A 20,481-nucleotide genomic window follows, 5' to 3' on the forward strand; every position below is an offset into this window, starting at 1 on the left:
GGCTCGGGCGGGGGTTCTGACCCCCGCGGGGGGCGGGGCGCGGGGGGCCCCCCCCCCCCGCCCCCCCCCCGCCCCCCGGCCCCGGTACCTCAGGAGCTGTTCTGCACGAGGGCGCGCCGGAACAGGGGAACCGCGGAGTAGATGCCGGCGCTCTCGTCGGGCATGGAGAACCACACGGCGTCCGCCGGCGGCTGGACGTCGGCGAAGCGCTCCAGGGCGGAGCGGGTCAGCAGCCAACGGCGATCACCGTCGGGGTCGGAGATCAGGATGGAGGGGTCGGCCGAGCCGGTGCCCGCGACCACGGGGACCTGCTCGCAGAGGGTCTTCGAAGGCAGGACGAACACGACGTCGGCGCCTTCGCCGAGCTGGGCCGGGTCGACCGTGAACTCGCCCAGGAGCTCCGGGTCGAGTACGTAGGTGGCGTTCCTTCCAGGGTCTTGCACCGCGATCTTCACAGGCACCTTCCACAAGTCGACCGCAGAGGCCGGCGGATCCGGAACCCCTGCGGGGGTGGTTCGTGATGTGTCAGCAGTGGACTGGAGCTTCGCTTGCACGGCACACGTGGGCCGTCGAGCCGGACGTGCTGCTTCCAACCGGCCTTAGAACACACGTATGGTGACTGACTGTCACAAGGCGGATACTCTAGTACGGACATCCGCTCCTTGTGCAGTGCATTCAGCGCCCTTATCCGGCATGGCCGGAATCATCCCGGTCGGGATCGCTGTGCAGGGTCAACTCCCTTGATCCCTAACGCAAGACGGCGTTTCCGACCTCCACGTGAAGGGCGGAAACGCCGTCTGTCGTCTCAGTGCGAGCTACATGGCGATCTCATAAGTGAGGAGCTCACTCCCGGCCACTTCGAGATCCACCTCGCCGATGTTCCCGGCGGACTGTACGTCCCCGCTCACTTGGCGAAGACCGGCCAGCAACGGAGCCGGCCCGCGCACCGAGAGCCTGGCCACCTCGGCCCGCATGGAGACCTGAGCCGCGCTCTTGGACTTACGGATGGCGGCAATGGCCTCCGCGGCGACATCCAGAAGCTGAGGATCGCCCTTCGGACACTGCTCCCGTAGCTCGGCCCCGCTGGGCCACTGAGCCTGATGCACCGAGCCCTGCTGCCACCAGCTCCAAGCCTCCTCGGTGGCGAACGGTACGAACGGTGCGAGCAGCCGCAGCAGCACCGACAGCGCTGTCGACAGCGCCGCCCGCGCGGACGCGGCGGCATCCTCGCCCCCTCCTCCATAGGCGCGGCTCTTCACCAGCTCCACGTAGTCGTCGCAGAACGCCCAGAAGCACCGCTCGATCGTCTCGAGCGCCCGGGCGTAGTCGTACGCCTCCAATTGAGCCGTCGCCTCGTCCACCACGTCTGCGAGCCGTGCGAGCAGCGCCTGGTCCAGCGGATTGGTCACCACGGCACGCCGTTCCCCCGCGCCGAGGCCGAGCACGAACTTCGACACGTTGAGGATCTTGATGGCCAGGCGTCGCCCGATCTTCATCTGGCCGATCTCGAAGGCGGTGTCCGTTCCCGGTCGGGCCGACACGGCCCAGTACCGCACCGCGTCCGAACCGTGCTGGTCCAGCAGGTCCACGGGGGTGACGACGTTGCCCTTCGACTTGGACATCTTCTTGCGGTCCGGGTCGAGGATCCAGCCGCTGATCGCGGCGTGGGCCCAGGGGAGCGCGTCGTGTTCCAGCTCGGCGCGCGCCACCGTGGAGAACAGCCAGGTGCGGATGATCTCGTGGGCCTGCGGACGCAGGTCCATCGGGAAGACCCGCTGGAAGAGGTCGTCGTCGTGGCCCCAGCCGCCGGCGATCTGCGGGGTCAGGGACGATGTCGCCCAGGTGTCCATGACGTCCGGGTCACCGGTGAACCCACCGGGGACGTCCCGCTGGTCCGGGGAGTAGCCGGGCGGTGTGTCACTGCTGGGGTCCACGGGCAGCGAATCCGCGGTCGGCACGATCAGCTCGTCGGTGGGATCGCCTTCGGAGTCCAGCCGGTACCACACGGGCACGGGCACACCGAAGTAGCGCTGGCGGCTGATCAGCCAGTCCCCGGCGAGACCCTCCACCCAGGACTGGTACCGGTTGCGCATGTGTTCGGGGTGCCAGTTCAGCTCGTGGCCGCGCTCCAGCAGCCTCTGCCGGAGAGCCGCGTCGCGCCCGCCGTTGCGCAGGTACCACTGGCGGCTCGTGACGATCTCGAGCGGCTTGTCGCCCTTCTCGTAGAACTTGACCATGTGGTTGAAGGGCCGCGGCTCACCGAGGAGACCGCCCTCCGCGCGCAGCATCTCCACGAGGCGTTCCCGGGCCGTGTGCGGGGTCGCCCCGGCAAGCTGGGCATACGCGGCCTTCGCGGCGTCGGACTCCAGCGCGGCCGGTGCCTCGGGTACGAAGCGGCCGTTCCGCCCGATCACCGAACGGGTGGGAAGGTCCAGCTCACGCCACCACACCACGTCGGTGGTGTCGCCGAAGGTGCAGATCATGGCCGCACCCGTGCCCTTCTCAGGGTCGGCCAGGCGATGGGCCACCACAGGCACCTCGACACCGAAGACCGGCGTCCGCACCGTGGTGCCGAACAGCTTCCGGTAACGCTCGTCGTCCGGATGCGCCACGACCGCGACGCAGGCGGGCAGCAGCTCGGGGCGTGTCGTGGCGATCTCCACGACCGGCCCTGCCTCCGCCCTGAACAGCAGGTGGTGGTAGGCGCTGGGACGCTCACGGTCTTCCAACTCGGCCTGGGCGACGGCGGTCTGGAAAGTCACGTCCCACAGTGTCGGAGCCTCGGCCTGGTATGCCTCGCCGCGAGCGAGGTTGGCCAGGAAGGCGCGCTGGGAGATGGCGCGGGCGCGGCTGTCGATGGTCTGGTAGGTGTGATTCCAGTCGACGGAGAGCCCCAGTCGGCGCCACAGGCTCTCGAAGACCTTCTCGTCCTCCAGCGTGAGCCGCTCGCACAGCTCGATGAAGTTGCGGCGGGACACCGGGACCTGCTGCTTGCCCGGAGACGCGGGCGGAGTGAAGTCAGGGTCGTACGGCAGGGCCGGGTCGCACCGAACACCGAAGTAGTTCTGCACCCGACGCTCGGTAGGCAGGCCGTTGTCGTCCCAGCCCATCGGGTAGAAGACCGCCTTGCCGCGCATCCGGTGGAAGCGGGCGAGCGTGTCCGTCTGGGTGTACGAGAACACGTGCCCGACGTGGAGGGAGCCGCTTACGGTGGGCGGAGGCGTGTCGATCGAGTACACCCGCTCGCGAGGCGCGGTGCGGTCGAATACGTATACGCCCTGCTCGTCCCAGGTCGGAGCCCATTTGGCCTCAAGGCCGTCGAGTGTGGGCTTGTCGGGTACGCCCTGGCGAGGAGATGCGGTCGTCATGACGGTAGATGGTATCGGGCTGTGAAGGTCGGTAATTCCCTTATCGAATAGCCTAGTTCAGGCCAACGATGGTGGTGTGATGAGAGTGCTGTCGGACGAGTTTGGCGGGCTTGTACCTCTGAGGCGCGACGCCGCGCGGGGTCCGCTGGCGCGCAGTCAGCCAGGGGCTTGATCCGGGGACAGGCCGAAGAGCGACAGGCACGGGGTGAGACCCGTGATCTCGATGACCGGGGTCACGGTTGTCTGCCACGCGCTGCGTGACAGCCGGAGCCGCTGCATGAGGACGACGTCCCCGCGAACGACGCGCCGTTCGATGCCGTCGGCGGCGTACCCCAGCTTGCGGGAGATCGCCAGCGAAGCGGTGTTGTCGATGAAAGAGCCGGTGGTCGCTTCTTCGGCCCCGAGTCCGGTGAACGCCAAGTGCAGGACGGCTGCCCGCATCTCCGTGCCTATGCCTTGGCTCTGGAACGACAGCCCCAGCCACGAGGCGGTGTTGACTTCCCTCACCAGCGCGAAGCGCCTCGCAGCGAGGGCCTGCACTCCCACGGGACGGCCTCCGAGGAAGACCGCGAGATTGAGGGACCAGTCCTCCGGTCGCCAGTTCCCGAGTCGCAGCCATTGGTGCTGAATCACCGAGCGCGCCCGGTCGGCCCCAGGTTGATCCGTCCAGCCGCTACTGAACGGCATCTGGGATGGATCGTGAACACCCTCGTGTGCCAGATCGCCCAGTTCCGCGAGCTCATCCGGGTTCGGCAGGCGAAGCTCCAAGCGTGGCGTCGTCAGCCGCAGGCCCAGCAGCGGCCAGTAATCGATCAGCACAATCCAGTCTGTCCACGAGTCCCTTCGGCGGGCCACTTGAGCGACGTCCGGCGGTGCGGAGACCCTGCTCCCGCCGAGCGTCGTTTGAACAGCGGCCGAGATTCGTCCGAACGGGTGACGTGGCTGTTGTCTTGACTTCAGCCAGTGCCAGTGCCAGTGCCAGGTGGTCAGGGGGATGCGTGGACCTGGTCACCGGACGCGCAGGAGACCGTGCGGTTGTCGGCGGTATCGGTGTGCGGTTCCGGAGGGCGGCTTCCATGTGCCGCGGCAATGGCCTCGATCATGCTGGAGGCCGGGCAGTCTGTGGTGACCCTGGCGCGACGGCTCGGGCACTCCTCGCCTGCGATCACCCTCGGTTACTATGCACATTTCATGCCGGAGGCCGGAAGCAAGGGACGCGCCGCCATCGACGGACTGCTTGGGGGAGCGGGGAGATCGGTACGCCGACCGAAACTCCCCCAGACTCTCCCAGGGCTGTCGACGGCCGATTTCCGCTTCTCTGCCATCGGCGGTTGACCGTGGATTGCAAGGCGGAAGTTAAGGATGGCCTGAGAAAGTGTTGAGAGAGGTCATTGCGACTCGCTATGTCACACCCTTGCGTGAGGGTGGGTCGCTCCCGGGAATCGTCGAAGCCGACGATCTCGGTACCTACGTCATGAAATTCACCGGCGCGGGGCAGGGCCGCAAGACGCTGGTCGCCGAGGTCGTCTGCGGGCAGCTCGGCCGCAGGCTGGGGCTGCGGGTCCCGGAGCTGGTGGGGATTCAGCTCGATCCGGTCATCGGTCTCTCCGAGCCTGACCAGGAGGTGCAGGAGCTGCTCAAAGCGAGTGGCGGCCTCAACCTCGGGATGGACTTCCTGCCCGGGTCGCTCGGCTTCGACCCGCTGGCCTACGAGGTGGACGCCGGGGAAGCGGGCCGGGTGGTCTGGTTCGACGCGTTGATCAACAACGTGGATCGGTCCTGGCGCAATCCCAACATGCTGATCTGGCACGGCGACCTGTGGCTGATCGACCACGGCGCCACCATGATCTGGCACCACAACTGGGCGGGTGCGCCTGCCTCGGCCGGCAAGGCCTATGACGCGTCCGACCATGCTCTCGCCCCCTTCCGGCCCGACATCGCCACCGCCGCGGCCGAATTGGCGCCGCGGGTCACCGAGGAGCTGCTGACCGAGGTGGCCGCGGACGTACCGGACGAATGGCTGGTCGACGAGCCGGGATTCGACTCCACCGACGCCGTGCGGCGCGCCTATGTGGAAGCGCTGCTCTCCCGCGCCGCCACCATCCATGAGCGGATCACCTTGGGCGCCCCGTCCAAGCCGCGGCCCTCACAGGCGCCGGGCTGGCTGACCGAGCACGCCGCACCCTGGCCGCATCCCACGAAGAAGGACAGCGACGGCGTGAAGGGCGGCGGGCAGTGAGCGGTGCCGGAGACCGGGCCATGTTCGAGTACGCGCTGCTGCGTGTCGTGCCCCGGGTGGAGCGGGGTGAGTGCTTCAACGCCGGGGTGGTGGTCTACTGCCGCGCAAGGTCCTTCGTGTCAGCGCGCACCCATCTGGACGAGGCGAAGTTGAGGGCACTCGATCCGCGGGCGGACGTCACCGGTGTACGGGCCGCGCTGCGCGCCGTCGAGGGCGTGTGCCGGGGCGGCGACGACGCAGGGCAGGCAGCCCGTGACGACGCCGGACGTCGCTTCCGCTGGCTGATCGCACCCCGTTCGACGGTGGTCCAGCCGGGGCCCGTGCACACCGGTCTGACCGCCGATCCGGAAGCTGAGGTCGAGCGGTTGCTCGATGTGCTGGTGCGCTGATCGCCCGAGTGGCGGAGGTGAACCCGGCGCCGGAATGCGGGGGGTGCGTTGACACCGGGTGCCAGGGGCTTCTAGCGTCTCGTCCAGCTGAGGTACTAAGCGGTCGCTCATCCACTTCTTCCGGTTGTGCCGGGTGGCCGTGCTCAGCGTTCGTTGTTCGTCGTTCAGCGTTCATCGTTTACCGGGATCCGAGGGCGAGGAGAGCCAACCATGTCCAGCACCGAGCAGCGCGTTGCCATCGTGACGGGAGCGGCGCGCGGCATTGGCGCCGCCACCGCCGTACGCCTGGCGGCCGAAGGCCGTGCCGTCGCCGTACTCGACCTCGACGAGGCGGCCTGCAAGGACACCGTCGAGAAGATCACCGCGGCCGGCGGCAAGGCCGTCGCCGTGGGTTGCGACGTCTCCGACTCCGATCAGGTCGAGGCGGCGGTGGCCCGGGTGGCCGCCGAGCTCGGCGCGCCGACCATCCTCGTCAACAACGCCGGGGTGCTGCGGGACAACCTGCTCTTCAAGATGAGCGAGTCGGACTGGGACATCGTGATGAACGTGCACCTCAAGGGCGCGTTCCTGATGGCCAAGGCCTGCCAGAAGCACATGGTGGACGCCGGCTTCGGCCGGATCGTCTCGCTGTCCTCCAGCTCCGCGCTGGGCAACCGCGGCCAGGCCAACTACTCCGCCGTCAAGGCGGGCCTCCAGGGCTTCACCAAGACCCTGGCGAAGGAGCTCGGCAAGTTCGGTGTCACCGCCAACGCGGTGGCCCCCGGCTTCATCGTCACCGAGATGACCGCGCAGACCGCCGCCCGGGTCGGCATGGGCTTCGAGGAGTTCCAGGCCGCCGCCGCCACCCAGATCCCGGTGCAGCGGGTCGGCCGGCCCGAGGACGTCGCCAACGCGATCGCCTTCTTCACCGGTGACGACGCCGGATTCATCTCCGGTCAGGTCATGTACGTGGCCGGCGGCCCGCTCAACTGACCTGGAGGCACAGCGATGACGACTCAGGAACTCCCGCCGCTCTCCGGAAGGGCCGCCTTGGTCACGGGCGGCAGCCGGGGGATCGGCTACGGCGTCGCCGAGGCGCTGGTGGCCCGCGGTGACCAGGTGTGCATCACCGGCCGTAATGAGGACTCACTGAAGGAAGCCGTCGAGCGGCTCGGCGCGGACCGGGTGATCGCCGTCGCGGGCAAGGCCCACGACGAGGAGCACCAGGCCAACGCCGTCGCGCGGGTCATGGACGCCTTCGGCCGCGTGGACTTCCTCATCAACAACGCCGGCACCAATCCCGTCTTCGGTCCCATGGCCGAGCTGGACCTCGCGGTAGCCCGCAAGGTCTACGAGACCAATGTGATCTCCGCGCTCGGCTTCGCTCAGCAAACCTGGCGGGTGTGGCAGAAGGAGCACGGCGGCGCGATCGTGAACATCGCCTCGGTTGCCGGAATCTCCGCCTCCCCGTTCGTCGGGGCATACGGAATGAGCAAGGCGGCGATGATCAACCTGACTCTTCAGCTGGCGCATGAATTCGCGCCGACCGTCCGAGTCAATGCGATCGCGCCGGCTGTGGTCAAGACAAAGTTTGCGGAAGCGTTGTACGAGGGCCGGGAGGCAGAGGCGGCGGCCGCCTATCCCATGGGGAGGCTGGGTGTTCCCCGTGACATCGGTGGTGCGGCGGCGTTTCTCACCTCGGATCAGTCGGATTGGATCACAGGGCAGACACTTGTCGTGGACGGCGGTATCTTCCTCAATGCCGGAGTCCACTGAGTCGTTTTATGCCTGAATGGCCATGGATTGCCAAAAGTGCCCCTCTGGACCGCTCCGTTGATCCGGAGGGGCACTGCGGTATGGTTCGCCGACCCATGGCTGAACGAGGAGCGTGTGCACGTGTTCAACCGGACGATGCTGCGGGGCGCCGCGGCCGTTGCGTCCATATCCCTGGTAGCGGGATGCGGTCTCTTCTCCGACGATGACGCCGATGGGGCGAAGCCGGTGGTCGTCGGCACCACGAGTGAGCCCAGCACACTCGATCCCGCCGCCGCGTGGGACGGCTCCTGGGAGCTGTACCGGAATGTGTTCCAGACGCTGCTGAGTTTCCCCACCGGGAGCACCAGCCCGCAGCCCGACGCCGCGGAGAGCTGCGAGTTCGCCGATGACACCAGTACGACATACTCGTGCAAGCTCCGAGAAGGTCTCACCTTCTCCAATGGGCACAAGCTGGACGCCGCCGCGGTCAAGCACTCCATCGACCGGATCAAGAAGATCAACGTCAAGGGCGGCCCCGCGGGACTGCTCGGATCGCTGAGCTCCGTGCAGACGGAAGGCGACCGCACGGTCACGTTCCGGCTTTCCAAGTCCGACGCCACTTTCCCGTTCATCCTCGCCACTCCCGCCATGTCGCTTGTCGACCCGGCGGAATACCCGGCGGGCGCGCTGCGTGAGGACGGCCAGCTCACCGGCTCGGGTCCGTACACCTTGGAGTCCTACACGGAGGGCGACCGGGCCGAGCTGAAGAAGAACGCGAGCTACCACGGGTTCGCCGACCGCAAGAACGAGGCGGTCACCATTCGCTACTTCAAGGACTCGGAAGTGATGGTGAGCGCCCTCAAGAAGCAGCAGATCGACGTCACCAACCGAGGTCTGACCGCGGACGAGATCACCTCCCTGCAGGGGAAGAAGCCGGAGAACGACGGGATCCAGGTCGTCGAGACCGTGGGCGCCGACATTCGCTACCTGGTGTTCAACCCCAAGGACCAGGCCGCGGCAAAGCTGCCGGTACGCAAGGCGGTCGCCCAGCTCATCGATCGCGAGGCGCTGGTGGCCAAGGTCTACAACGGCACCGCGGAGCCGCTGTACTCCATGGTCCCGAAGGGCATCGCCGGCCACACCACCAGCTTCTTCGACACCTTCGGCGACCCGGACCCCGCCGAGGCGCGCCGGATACTCACCAAGGCCGGGATCGAGACCCCGGTCAAGCTGACGCTGTGGTTCACCACCGACCGTTACGGCTCCTCCACCGCCCTCGAGTTCGCGGAGATCAAGCGGCAGCTCGAAGCATCCAAGCTGTTCGAGATCACCTTGCAGAGCAAGCCCTGGAAGGACTTCCAGCAGGGCTACAAGGACGGTCAGTACCCGGTGTTCGGCCGAGGCTGGTTCCCTGACTTCCCGGACCCGGACAACTTCATCGCGCCGTTCGTCGGCAAGGAGAACGCGCTCGGCACCCCTTACGACAGCCCGGAGATCGCCGAGCAGCTCACGCTGTCCCGCAAGGAGAGCGACCGCGGATCGGTTTCGGTATCCGACCAGTTCGCGACGGCACAGCAGGTCCTGGTGCGGGACGTCCGGTTGCTTCCGCTGTGGCAGGGCAAGCTGCATATCGCCGCCAGCAAGGAGATCGCGGGCTGCGAGCAGGCCCTCGACCCGCAGACGATCATGCAGGTCTGGACGCTGGAGCGGAAGACCAGCTGGTAGCGGTCCCTGCCGGACCCGGTTCTCCGGCAGCGGGCCCGATTGTCAGTGGCCGACGGTAGGTTCTGTGACTGAGAACAGATCGCTCACCGGAGGTTGTTGACGTGACCGACACCGACATGCTGCCCGAGTCCTGGCGCGGCGTCCTCGGCGAGGAGCTCCAGAAGCCCTACTTCAAGGAGCTCACCGAATTCGTCGAGGACGAGCGCGCCAGGGGGCCGGTGTACCCGCCGCGCGAGGAGGTCTTCGCAGCGCTGGACGCCACGCCCTTCGACCGGGTCAAGGTGCTGATCCTCGGCCAGGATCCGTACCACGGTGAAGGCCAGGGGCATGGCTTGTGCTTCTCGGTCCGCCCGGGCGTCAGGATCCCGCCCTCGCTCCGGAACATCTACAAGGAGATGAAGGAAGAGCTCGGGCACCCGGTGCCGGACAACGGCTACCTGATGTCCTGGGCGCAGCAGGGCGTGCTCCTGCTGAACGCGGTCCTGACGGTGCGGTCCGGCGAGGCCAACTCCCACAAGGGCAAGGGCTGGGAGAAGTTCACGGACGCCGTGATCGGCGCCGTGGCTTCGCGGCCCGACCCGGCGGTGTTCGTGCTCTGGGGGAACTACGCCCAGAAGAAGCTGCCGCTGATCGACCAGGAGCGCCATGTGGTGGTGAAGGGTGCCCACCCCTCTCCGCTGTCCGCGAAGAAGTTCTTCGGCTCCCAGCCCTTCACCCGGATAAACGAGGCGGTGGCGGCCCAAGGGCATGAGGCGATCGACTGGCGGGTCCCCGACCTGGGCTGAAGACGCCGAAGTATGCCGCAGGCGGGGCCAGGCGCCGGGGCGGGCGCCCGATCCGGGCGATGCGCGCAGGCTCGGAGTCCGGCCCGAGCCTGCGCCGGGTATTGCGGGTAGCGTCGGGATCACCCGTGTCAAGGCGCTGGAGGCCGCAGTGAGCGAGCAGCAGGGTGAGTCGCCGGATGACGCCGTCATGACCAGGATCGGGCAGACGGTCATGCTGCTCCATGCGGGGGACCGCGAGGAAGCGCGCAATCGCTTCGGAGAACTGTGGCAGCAGATCGGGGAGCGCGGGCCCGCGCTGCACCGCTGCACCCTCGCCCACTACATGGCGGACACTCAGGACGATCCCGGCGACGAGCTCGCCTGGGATCTACGGGCGCTGGCGGCGGCGCGGGGACTGGCCCGTGAGGCGGCGTTCCATCCGGCCCTGCACCTCAATCTGGCGGCCGACTATCTGAAGCTCCAGCGGCTCGAGGCGGCCAGGATCCATTTGGACCGGGCCAGGGCCGCCTCGGCCGTGCTGGCGGACGACCCCTACGGCGCGGGGGTGCGTGCCGCCATCACCCGGCTGGAGGTTCGGCTGGCGAATGTCTGAGCCGGCGGGCGTCAGCTCAGTCGCCCGTCGCTCCGTCGATCCGTTCGCGCAGCAGGTCGGCGTGCCCGTTGTGGCGGGCGTACTCCTCGATCATGTGGACATAGATCCAGCGCAGGTTGAACGGCTCACCGGACCTGCTGGTGCCCGCCGAAAGGTCGTCCAGCGAGCGGGGGGCTGCGAGCCGGCGAGCGCGGGCGATCTCGCCCTGCCAGGCGCCGTGTGCCTGCTCCCAGGTGTCATCGGCGGTCACATGATGGTCCCCGTCCGGGTCCTCATCGGTGTAGTAGAGCGGAGGCGCGTCCTCGTCCACCAGGATCCGGCGGAACCAGTGGCGCTCGACCTCCGCCATGTGGCGCACAAGCCCGAGCAGATTCAGGTCCGACGGCGGGGCGGAAGTCTCCCGCAGCTGCTTGTCGTCGAGTCCTGCGCACTTCTGGGCGAGGGTCTCGCGATGGAAGTCGAGCCATCCTTCGAGCATGTCGCGCTCGCCGGCGGTGGTGGACGGGTTGGTGCGTTCGGGGGTGGTCATAAGGCGCATGGTCGATCATGAATATCTTCGGATGCAAGGCATTTCCCAGCCCGCCCTGCCCCAGCCCGCCCTGCCCCGGGCCGGCGCCATCCGGCCCACGCCGGTCTGGGCCGACCCATGACTCAGGTGCCGAGCATGCCGCGCAGCAGCTCCTCGAAACCCTTTCTGAGCTCGTCCCGGCTCGGCACGGACGCGTGGTAGGAGCCGACCGCGCAGGAGAACATCAGCCCCTCGCACCAGGCCACCACGGACAGGGCGTGCCGTTCGGGCTCGGCCGAACCCGCGGCGCGCATCATCGCGACCAGCGGCTCACGGAATGCGGCGCCCGCGCGGTCGTAGAACTCGCGCAGTTCGGGGCGCCTGGTGGCCTCCAGGGCCAGCTCGTAGCGGCACACCAGCAGGGCGCGATGGGCGGTCAGATAACGGTGCAGGGCCAGTGACAGTCCGTCGAGCACCCCGTCCACCCCGTCCACGTCGCCGTACTCCTCAGTCGGCGGCCCGTCCGGCATGAGCACCTGCGCCTCCCGCTCCGCGAGTCGGCGTACGGCCGCTTCGAGAAGCGCCTGACGGGTGCGGGCGTGATTGGACGTCGATCCCTGGGGGAGCCCCGCGGCCTCGTCGACCGCCCGGTGGGTGAGCCCGCGCATCCCGCGTTCCGCGAGCAGGACCAGCGCCGCGTCGGCGATCAGATCCGAGCGGCCGGTGGAGCTGGTGGTGCGTGCGGGCATGTGGCAACCCTACCCCCCTCACTACGCCTGTAGTACCGTTGGCGTCACTACAGATGTAGTCACGGAGGGGTCATGGTCCACACACGCATGTCCAAAGCGGTTGTCGTCGGCGCAGGCATCGGCGGACTCACCGCCGCCGTCGCCCTGCACCAGCAGGGCTGGGACGTCACCGTCCTCGAACGCGCCGACTCGCTCGCCCCCGTCGGCGCCGGAATCGGCCTCGCCCCCAACTCCCAGCGCGCGCTCGATGCCATCGGCCTCGGCGACCAGGTCAGAAACCTGTCCGCCTGGCAGGGCGACGGTGGATTGCGCGATCCCCGGGGCCGCTGGCTGAACCGCACGGACAGCGAAGCGGCCGCCGAGCGGTTCGGCGGCCCCCTGGTCGTCGTACACCGCGCGACCCTCGTGGACCTCCTCGTCTCCGCGCTGCCCGGTGGCGCGGTGCGGACAGGGACGGCGGCCGTGCTCACCGATCCGGGCGACGAGCGGCGTCCCGCGCTGGTCACGACCGCGGTCGGCGGCCTCGAAGCCGACCTCGTCGTCGGTGCCGACGGAATCCACTCGGCGGTGCGCGGCACGCTGTTCCCCGCACATCCGGGACCTCGCTACTCCGGATTCACCACCTGGCGCGTCGTCATCCCCGCCCCCGACACCCCGTTCGCCCCGCATGAGACCTGGGGACGCGGCCGACTCTGGGGCACCCAGCCGCTGAAGGACGGCCGGGTCTACGCGTACGCGGCGGCCCTGGCACCCGAAGGGGAGCGCGCGGCCGATGACGAACGCGCCGAACTGCTGCGCCGCTTCGGCGACTGGCACCGGCCGATTCCCGACGTCGTCGCCGCCGCCGAACCCGCCCAGGTGCTGCGCCACGACGTCCACCACATGGCCGAACCGCTGCCCGCCTACCACCACGGCAGGGTCGCGCTCGTCGGCGACGCCGCCCATGCCATGCAGCCCACCCTGGGCCAAGGCGGCAACCAGGCCATCGAGGACGGGATCGTGCTCGCCCACCACGCGGGGCGCGGCCCGGACGTGGCCGACGGCCTCGGCACGTACACCCGCGAGCGGCTCCCGCGCACCATGGGCGTCGTGCGCCTGGCCACCAGGATCGGCCGGGTGGCCCTGCACGACGGCGCCGTCGGTGTCGCCGTACGGGACGCCCTCATCAGGGCGGTATCACGCTTCGGCCCGGGACTCGTGCTGCGAGGCTTCGACGGCATCGCCGACTGGGAGCCGCCGACGCGGCCGTGTCCTGCCGGAGCGGCACCCCGGCACCGGGGGCACACTGACACGGGGCATACGGTGCGCTGATCGACACGCGGCATGTCACACGCTGACTCGGGACATGCCATGAGCCACGAGGGATGAGGGAGACCACGGTGAAGGTCGGCTGCATCGGGCTCGGGGACATCGCGCGCAAGGCGTACCTGCCCGTGCTGACCACCCGGGCGGACGTCGAACTCCACCTGCACACCCGGACCGCCGCCACCCTCGACCAGATCGCGGCCGACCGGCACATCCCCGCGGCCCGCTGCCACACCAGCCTGGACTCCCTCATCGCGCAGGACCTCGACGCCGCCTTCGTGCACGCCCCCACCCCCGTGCACCCCGAGATCGTGACGCGGCTGCTGACGGCCGGTGTACCCACCTATGTCGACAAACCACTCGCCTACCAGTTCGACGCCTCCGCCCGGCTGGTCGCACTGTCCGAACGGACCGGCACTTCGCTCGCCGTGGGCTTCAACCGCCGATTCGCGCCCGCGTACGCCCAGTGCCTGGACCATCCCCGGGAACTCATCCTGATGCGCAAGAACCGCGTCGGGCTCCCCGAGGACCCACGCACCCTGGTCCTGGACGACTTCATCCATGTCGCCGACACCCTGCGTTTCCTGCTGCCGGGACCCGTCGAGCACATGGGCGTACGGGCCAGGGTCAGGGGCGGACTCATGCACCACGTCGTGCTGGAGCTCTCCGGAGACGGCTTCACCGCGATCGGCATGATGAACCGGCGCGGCGGCTCCAGCGAGGAGATCCTCGAAGTGGCGGGGCAGGACACCAAGCGCGAGATCCTCAACCTCGCGGATGTCATCGATCACAAGGGCCAGCCGACGGTGCGCCGACGCGGCGACTGGGTGCCCGTCGCACGGCAACGCGGAATCGAGCAGTCGGTGTCCGCCTTCCTCGACGCCGTGCGCTCCGGGAAGTTCCTCAGCGCCGAGGACGCGCTGCTGACCCATGAACTGTGCGAGCGGATCGTACGGGAGGCTCTGGAGCAGGCTTCCTGAGCACCCGCACGACCCCGCGCACCAACCCGGTCAGATAGAGCGCCGCGAGGACCGACAGTGCCCCGTACACGGCCCAGTCCCCGAAGCGCACATACGGTGTCGTGCCGTGGACCAGCGGAACGCCGTACACGAAGGCCGTGCTGTCGTCCGTGCCCAGCCGTTCGCCCAGCTGCCCTCCGTCCGGCCCGTGGACGGCGCTGACGCCGGTGAGGGTGGCGTGCACCATCGGCCGTCCCGTCTCCGCCGCCCGCAGCGCCGCGAGCGAGGCATGCTGCGCCGGTGCCCAGCTCTCCTGGAACGTCGATGTCGCCGACTGGGCGATGAGTACCTCGGCGCCGTCCATGGCCAGCCGCCTGCTCATATCGGGGAACGCCGACTCGAAGCACACCAGCGGTCCCACGCGGACCGCGGTGCCGGTCTGCCGGTCCGGTACCGCCATCACCACCTGGTGGCTGCCGCGCATCCGGTCCTCGCCCGCCGCCCGTCCCACCGAGGTGGCCCAGCCCAGCAGGCCACGGGCCGGAACGTACTCGCCGAAGGGCACCAGGCGCATCTTGTCGTAGCGGTCCCCGGTCGGGCCCTGCGGATCCACCAGCACGCTGCTCTTGAAAATGCCGCCCTGTGCGTCGCCCGGCTGGGTCCGCGCCCCCGCGGGGCGCCGTGCGTCGACGTTGACGAGGATCTCGGCGTCCACGGCGCGGGACAGCGCGGCAAGTCGCGCCGACAGATCGGGCCGGGCGCTCAGGTCCATGCCGACGCTGCTCTCGCCCCACACCACGAGATCGACGTTCCGGCCGGACAACTCCCGGGTGAGCTGCTCGCTCCGGGCGAAGCGCCGTTCAGGCCCCGGGACCACCCCCGGCTGGACCACGGCGATACGGAACTCCCCGTCGGACGGCCCCGGCCCCGGCGCCCACAGCCAGACCGCCCCCACCGCCGCGGCGCACGCGCCCAGCCCCGCCGCGGCGGGGACGCGGGCCGGGCGAACGGCCACCAGCACGGCCACCGCGGTGTTCACCGCCACCACCAGCAGGCTCACCAGCCACACCCCGCCGACGGCGGCGAACCGCAGTGCGAATGGCACCTGCCACTGGCTTGCCCCGAGCAGCCCCCAAGGGCCGCCCAACCCCTCCCAGGACCTGACCAGTTCCACCATCAGCCAGCCCGAGGGCAGCACGGCGAGCGACGCCGCCGCCCGGGCGGCGGACGGGTGCCCGCCGAGCATCAGCCGGACCAGCCAGCCCCACGGCGCCCACAGCAGCCCGAGCAGCGCCGCCACCACGACCAGGAACACATGCAGGTTCGGCAGCAGCCAGTGGTGGACGGCCACCATGAAGCCCGTACCGCCGAGCCAGCCGTCGAGCAGCGCACGACGCGCCGTCGGAGCCGTGCGGGCCAGCAGCAGCCACGGTACGAGGGCGACGTAGGCGAACCACCACAGCCCGGGGGCCGGGAACGCGACGACAGGCAGGGCGCCCGCCACGAGCGCGGCCGGGCCGCGCCACCACGGCGATGACAGCAGCCTCGTCAGCCGCTCCCGCCGGCCGACCGGAATCCGCATGCCGCGCCTCCCCGAGAGCAGAGTGTGCCTCCAGTGTGAGTCAGCGGTCGGCTCTGGGGCATCCGGTGGTGGCGAGGCGAGGCGCGGGAGGAGCCGGGGCGCGGGCCGGAGTGAGCGGGTGAGCCGGTGACCCGCGGCGATGCGGTGGCGCGGTGCCGGAAAGCGGCGCTGCCGGGATCACTCGGCGACCGCGGCAGGGAACGAGGCATGCCGCCACTTCTCAAGGACGGTGACCGAACGCAGCCGCCAACCACCCTCCGTGCGCGTCAGGCCGAAGACGTACCGGCCCCCGGACACGAAGTCGTCGCCCGACTCCAGCCGCATCGGATTGACGTAGTCGGCCCGTACTTCCGCCCCGTCACCCGGATAGCCGCCGAGGTCCTGGATCAGCACCCGCCGGTTCACGATCAGGTGCTGCCGTACCGGAAACAGCCTCAGCGTCTGCTCCAACCACCCCGCGACCTCCGCCGCGGGACCCTCGATGCCACCGGCGCCGCGGTAGTCGGCACGGCCGTCCGTGGTGAACAGGGCCTGGTAGCCCGCCCAGTCCGCGTCGTCCACCGCCACCGCGTACCCGGTGACCACGTCGTTGATCGCCAAGCGGTCCATCACCGTCGCGAGATCCACGCGCTGCGTCATCGACCAAGTGTCGGACAGCGCGGTCGCCGCGCCAAGAGGCCCGCACGGTCAGCGCCTGAAACGGCCGGCCGGTTCGCCGCGCCGTACCGCCCCGGGAGCGCGGGCCGCGGGATGGTCGGCGGCGGCCGAGGAACTGAGCTGCCAGGGCACGCTGGTCACCGTGACCCCGGGGGTGAACAGCAGCCGGCTCTTGAGCCACAGCGCCGACTGGTTGTGCAGGATGTTCTCCCACCAGTGCCCGACCACGTACTCGGGGATGAAGACGGCGATCACGTCACGCGGGCTCTCCCGCACGATGGAACGGACGTACACCATCACCGCGCTGGTGATCTCCCGGTAGGGGGAGTCGACGACCTTGAGGGGCACGTCGATGCCGAACTCCTCCCACTGGCGCTGCAACTCGGCGGTGGAGTCGCGGTCGACGGCGACCGTCAGGGCCTCCAACCGGTCGGGCCGGAAGGCCCGGGCGTAGGCGAGTGCCCGCAGTGTGGGTTTGTGCAGGGTCGACACCAGCACGATGCCGAAGACCCGGGACGGCGGCGCCAGCGCACCGTGTGCGTCCGTCACCGCCAGTTCGGCGGACGTGGCGTCGTAGTGGCGGCGGATGGCCCGCATCGTCACCCAGAGCACGGTGGCGGCGACCACCGCCAGCCAGGCTCCCTGCGTGAACTTGGTGAGCAGCACGATCACCAGCACCAGACAGGTGATGGCAGCGCCGGTGGCGTTGATGATCCGGGCCGTCTGTTGGCGTCTGCGCAGCACCGGGTCCCGCTCGGTGCGCAGTTCCCGGTTCCAGTGCCGGACCATTCCGGTCTGGGAGAGCGTGAAGGAGGTGAACACACCCAGGATGTAGAGGTGGATGAGGCTGGTGACGTTCGCCTTGTACGCCCACAGCAGCACGCCTGCGACGACGGCGAGGGCCAGGATGCCGTTGGAGAACGCGAGCCGGTCTCCCCGGTTGTGCAACTGCCTGGGCAGGTAGCGGTGCTGTGCGAGGATCGATGCGAGCAGCGGAAAGCCGTTGAAGGCCGTGTTCGCGGCGAGGATCAGCACCAGCGCGGTAACTGCCTGCACGTAGTAGAAGCCGAAGCTGTGCTCGCCGCCGAAGACCGCGGCGGCCAACTGGGCGATGACCGTGCGCTGGGTGTAGTCCGCGCAGTCGGGCAGGCCGACGAGGTCGCAACTGTCCGCCGCGATATGCACCTTGGCGACGATGGCAAGCGTGGTGACCCCGACGAACATGGCGATGGCGATCAGTCCCATCGCCGCCAGTGTGGTGGCCGCGTTCCGCGCTTTCGGTTTGCGGAAGGCGGGCACGCCGTTCGAGATCGCCTCGACTCCCGTCAGCGCGGTGCAGCCGCTGGAGAAGGCGCGTAGCACCAGCATCACCAGGGCCAGTCCCAGGAGGTCGGCCTCGCCCGGCACGGGCTTGATGCCGTACTGGGCCGTCTCGGCGACCGGGGCGTCACCCAGGAGGTAGCGGAGCAGACCCGTGCCGCACATGACGAGCACTCCGGCGATGAACAGATACGTGGGTGCGGCGAAGGCGCGGCCCGACTCCCGCACCCCGCGCAGATTGATCGCGGTGAGCAGGGCGACGAAGACGAGGGCCATCGCCACCCGGTAGTCGGCCAGCGAGGGGAGCGCCGAGATGATGTTGTCGACGCCGGACGCGACCGACACGGCCACCGTCATCACGTAGTCGACCATCAGCGCGGCGGCGACGACCAGACCTGCCGAATCGCCGAGATTGGCCGTGGCGACCGCGTACGATCCGCCGCCGGTCGGGTAGGCGTGCACCACCTGCCGGTACGACAGCACCACGACGGTCATCAGCAGCACGACTCCGGCCGCGATCCACGGGGTGAAGTGCAGATAGGCGAGTCCGCCGACGGTGAGCACCAGCAGGATCTCCTGCGTGGCGTACGCGACCGAGGACAACGGGTCCGAGGCGAAGATCGGGAGCGCCAGCCGCTTGGGCAGCAGCGTCTCGCCCAGCTCATCGCTGCGCAGCGCCCGCCCGATGACCAGCCGTTTCAGAACCGCCGTCAGGTTGAACACGGCGCGAGCGTATGCGGCCCCCCGTGTGCGGCCACCCCGCCGCGCCGGGTGCCGTCACACGAGGGGCCGCGTTGCCCCGGGCCTGCGCTCAGCGGACCAGTACGCCGAACTCGCTGCCGGTGCCGACATGGGAGGCGACCGGCGGCTTCACCACGCGGGTGGTCGAGGTCCCGGCGACCTTGCCGCTCTTCGTACCGACGGACCAGACCTCCGGCCCGCTCGCCTGGACCGGAATGGTGATCTCGGGCTGCTTGTCGTTGTTCAGGTCCGTGACCTTGAGCTGCGAGGGGATGCGGTACGTGCCGGCCGGGCGGGGGAGGCCGGGCGCGTTGTGCGCGTACCACGTGGCACCGCTGCCGGTGACGCCCTTGGACGTGCCCTTCAGCACGTAGAAGCCGCCGCCGCTGATGTAGCAGTGCTCGCAGGTGGACTTCCGCTCACCGGGGGCGCCGACGACCAGCTCCGGGTAACCGTCCAGGTTGAGGTCGGCCGCGGCGACGGCGGAGCCGAAGCGGTCGCCCTTGTCCACACCGCCCGGGATGCCGGGGGTGTCCTCGTTGAACGTCCGCATGCTGCGGTTCTCGTCGACACCGTCGGCGGAACCGAAGTTGACCCGCACCAGGCCCGCGGCGGCCTCGGTGTCGATCTGGGTCTCCGCGTCGCCCACCGCGATATCGCCGTAGCCGTCCTTGTCGAAGTCGGCGATGGCGACGCTGTTGCCCCCGCGGATGGTCACCGGGCTGAAGCGCGGTCCGGAGGGCGAGCCGAGGAGCACCCGGCCCCGCTCACGGACATCGCCCGGGCGAACTGGGTGAACAGACCCGAAGAGGACGACGAGGTCGTCGATGGACCCCTTGTTGATCCGACCCACGGCGATGCGGTTCTGCGCATCCCCGGGCAGGAAGACCGGGTACTTGCGGCCGAGGTCCAGTTTCTTCGTCGAGACGGGCGCACCGTCCGCCGTGAAGGGGCCGCGGAACAGCCGGAGCGACGTGGAGTAGCCGACGACCAGGTCGGTCTTCCCGTCACCGGTGAAGTCACCGGCCTTCAGGACCACGCCGTAGCCCGACAGGTTCTGCGGGTCGGCCATCGCGGTGCCGCCCTTCAGCCCGGTGGCGCTGCCCCAGAGCAGGATGACCTGCTCGTCCCGCGTGCCCACGGCGAGGTCCGCGTAGCCGTCGGCGTTGAAGTCGCCGCTGGTGAGGACCTGCCCGAACCCCCGGCCCTGGGCCGCGTCGCCCGGCACCCCGGGGCTGTTCTGGGTGACCGCCTTCAGACCGGTCTTCTGGGCGCCGGACTTGCCACCGTACGAGACGGTGATGTAGCCCGCCTTCCCGACCGCCGCGGTGGCCCCGTCCGTGCCTGTGACGTTCACACTCGCGTCCGGGGCCCCGATGGCCAGGTCGTGGTAGCCGTCGCCGTTGAAGTCATCGGAGTAGCGGCTGGGCGCGGGACCCGTGCCGGCGGCCTCGGCCTGGGTGCCGGGGAAGGCCAGCAGGCCTCCGGTAAGCGCAGTGGCCACCGCGGTGATCGCGATGGCGTGACGGATGTGGCGTCGCACGTCCGTTTCCCCCTAGGAATTCGATCAGATGTACACGCCCGAGACTTCTGACGCACCGAAAGGGTTGTATGCCTTTCGGCCCGCTTCCGCGGCAACCCGCCGAACCGGTACGGGAGGAACGGCCGCCGTCTGGTCCGGTGTGCAGGTCGACCGGATCGCGATCGCCCCGTGCCGGCGTACACGTGTACGTGGCCCTGGCAAGATTTTCGTGAAGCGGGGGTGTGCCACCGTGCGCCGGTGACGCTCCGTCACGGGTAGCGGGACCTTCGGTGAGTGTGTGATGAC

Annotated in this window: 18 protein-coding genes; 9 read left to right on the plus strand and 9 right to left on the minus strand. The window is 69.4% G+C overall.

What is annotated here, in order from left to right:
• Window positions 1–89 precede the first annotated feature (89 nt).
• The 3 genes from ACFWI9_RS10605 to ACFWI9_RS10615 all read right to left on the minus strand — a co-directional run bounded on the left by ACFWI9_RS10605 (window position 90) and on the right by ACFWI9_RS10615 (window position 4,187).
• Window positions 90–455 (minus strand): hypothetical protein, encoded by a 366-nt coding sequence (locus ACFWI9_RS10605; protein WP_387160592.1) that lies wholly within the window; start codon window positions 453–455, stop codon window positions 90–92.
• A gap of 360 nt (window positions 456–815) precedes the next feature.
• Window positions 816–3,368 carry a valine--tRNA ligase gene (gene valS, locus ACFWI9_RS10610; protein ID WP_387160594.1) on the minus strand — a complete coding sequence of 851 codons (2,553 nt, stop codon included), beginning with the start codon at window positions 3,366–3,368 and terminating at the stop codon, window positions 816–818.
• A gap of 156 nt (window positions 3,369–3,524) precedes the next feature.
• Window positions 3,525–4,187 (minus strand): GNAT family N-acetyltransferase, encoded by a 663-nt coding sequence (locus ACFWI9_RS10615; protein ID WP_387160596.1) that lies wholly within the window; start codon window positions 4,185–4,187, stop codon window positions 3,525–3,527.
• A gap of 556 nt (window positions 4,188–4,743) precedes the next feature.
• Between ACFWI9_RS10615 and ACFWI9_RS10620 the strand changes: the two genes are divergently transcribed.
• From ACFWI9_RS10620 to ACFWI9_RS10650, 7 genes are all read left to right on the plus strand, one after another.
• Window positions 4,744–5,607 (plus strand): HipA family kinase, encoded by an 864-nt coding sequence (locus ACFWI9_RS10620; RefSeq protein ID WP_387160598.1) that lies wholly within the window; start codon window positions 4,744–4,746, stop codon window positions 5,605–5,607.
• Window positions 5,608–5,627: 20 nt separating this feature from the next.
• Window positions 5,628–5,996, plus strand: coding sequence for a DUF3037 domain-containing protein (locus ACFWI9_RS10625; protein WP_387160626.1), 369 nt, complete (start codon window positions 5,628–5,630; stop codon window positions 5,994–5,996).
• Window positions 5,997–6,206: 210 nt separating this feature from the next.
• Window positions 6,207–6,968: a 3-oxoacyl-ACP reductase FabG gene (gene fabG / locus ACFWI9_RS10630; protein ID WP_387160600.1), complete on the plus strand. Its 762-nt coding sequence runs from the start codon at window positions 6,207–6,209 to the stop codon at window positions 6,966–6,968.
• Window positions 6,969–6,983: 15 nt separating this feature from the next.
• Window positions 6,984–7,751, plus strand: a complete 768-nt coding sequence (locus ACFWI9_RS10635) for an SDR family oxidoreductase (RefSeq protein WP_387160602.1) — start codon at window positions 6,984–6,986, stop codon at window positions 7,749–7,751.
• Between the two features lie 120 nt (window positions 7,752–7,871).
• Window positions 7,872–9,455: an ABC transporter substrate-binding protein gene (locus ACFWI9_RS10640; protein WP_387160604.1), complete on the plus strand. Its 1,584-nt coding sequence runs from the start codon at window positions 7,872–7,874 to the stop codon at window positions 9,453–9,455.
• A 101-nt stretch (window positions 9,456–9,556) separates the two neighbouring features.
• Entirely contained in the window at window positions 9,557–10,240 is a 684-nt protein-coding gene (gene ung / locus ACFWI9_RS10645; RefSeq protein WP_387160606.1) for a uracil-DNA glycosylase, read from the plus strand.
• A gap of 187 nt (window positions 10,241–10,427) precedes the next feature.
• Entirely contained in the window at window positions 10,428–10,832 is a 405-nt protein-coding gene (locus ACFWI9_RS10650) for a hypothetical protein (protein ID WP_387160628.1), read from the plus strand.
• A 16-nt stretch (window positions 10,833–10,848) separates the two neighbouring features.
• Here ACFWI9_RS10650 and ACFWI9_RS10655 read toward each other — a convergent pair whose 3' ends face one another.
• Both ACFWI9_RS10655 and ACFWI9_RS10660 read right to left on the minus strand, forming a co-directional pair.
• Window positions 10,849–11,361, minus strand: coding sequence for a DinB family protein (locus ACFWI9_RS10655; protein WP_387160608.1), 513 nt, complete (start codon window positions 11,359–11,361; stop codon window positions 10,849–10,851).
• Window positions 11,362–11,483: 122 nt separating this feature from the next.
• The gene (locus tag ACFWI9_RS10660; protein WP_387160610.1) at window positions 11,484–12,089 is read right to left on the minus strand and encodes a TetR/AcrR family transcriptional regulator; all 606 of its coding nucleotides are present in this window, start codon (window positions 12,087–12,089) and stop codon (window positions 11,484–11,486) included.
• Window positions 12,090–12,161: 72 nt separating this feature from the next.
• Here ACFWI9_RS10660 and ACFWI9_RS10665 point away from each other — a divergent pair, with 72 nt between their 5' ends.
• Together ACFWI9_RS10665 and ACFWI9_RS10670 are read left to right on the plus strand one after the other, a co-directional pair.
• Window positions 12,162–13,400, plus strand: a complete 1,239-nt coding sequence (locus ACFWI9_RS10665; RefSeq protein ID WP_387160612.1) for an FAD-dependent monooxygenase — start codon at window positions 12,162–12,164, stop codon at window positions 13,398–13,400.
• A gap of 68 nt (window positions 13,401–13,468) precedes the next feature.
• On the plus strand, window positions 13,469–14,374 hold the full coding sequence (locus ACFWI9_RS10670; RefSeq protein WP_387160629.1) for a Gfo/Idh/MocA family protein: 906 nt from the start codon (window positions 13,469–13,471) through the stop codon (window positions 14,372–14,374).
• Here the strand turns inward: ACFWI9_RS10670 and lnt are convergent.
• The 4 genes from lnt to ACFWI9_RS10690 all read right to left on the minus strand — a co-directional run bounded on the left by lnt (window position 14,298) and on the right by ACFWI9_RS10690 (window position 20,196).
• Window positions 14,298–15,935, minus strand: a complete 1,638-nt coding sequence (lnt, locus tag ACFWI9_RS10675; protein ID WP_387160613.1) for an apolipoprotein N-acyltransferase — start codon at window positions 15,933–15,935, stop codon at window positions 14,298–14,300. The two genes, ACFWI9_RS10670 and lnt, sit on opposite strands and share 77 nt — an antisense overlap.
• A 177-nt stretch (window positions 15,936–16,112) precedes the next feature.
• Window positions 16,113–16,574: a nuclear transport factor 2 family protein gene (locus ACFWI9_RS10680; RefSeq protein ID WP_387160615.1), complete on the minus strand. Its 462-nt coding sequence runs from the start codon at window positions 16,572–16,574 to the stop codon at window positions 16,113–16,115.
• A gap of 48 nt (window positions 16,575–16,622) precedes the next feature.
• Entirely contained in the window at window positions 16,623–18,635 is a 2,013-nt protein-coding gene (locus tag ACFWI9_RS10685; RefSeq protein ID WP_387160616.1) for an APC family permease, read from the minus strand.
• An 88-nt stretch (window positions 18,636–18,723) separates the two neighbouring features.
• Entirely contained in the window at window positions 18,724–20,196 is a 1,473-nt protein-coding gene (locus tag ACFWI9_RS10690; RefSeq protein ID WP_387160619.1) for an FG-GAP-like repeat-containing protein, read from the minus strand.
• Window positions 20,197–20,481: the final 285 nt, after the last annotated feature.

Source organism: Streptomyces sp. NPDC127084, from assembly GCF_042724175.1.
Lineage (GTDB): Bacteria > Actinomycetota > Actinomycetes > Streptomycetales > Streptomycetaceae > Streptomyces.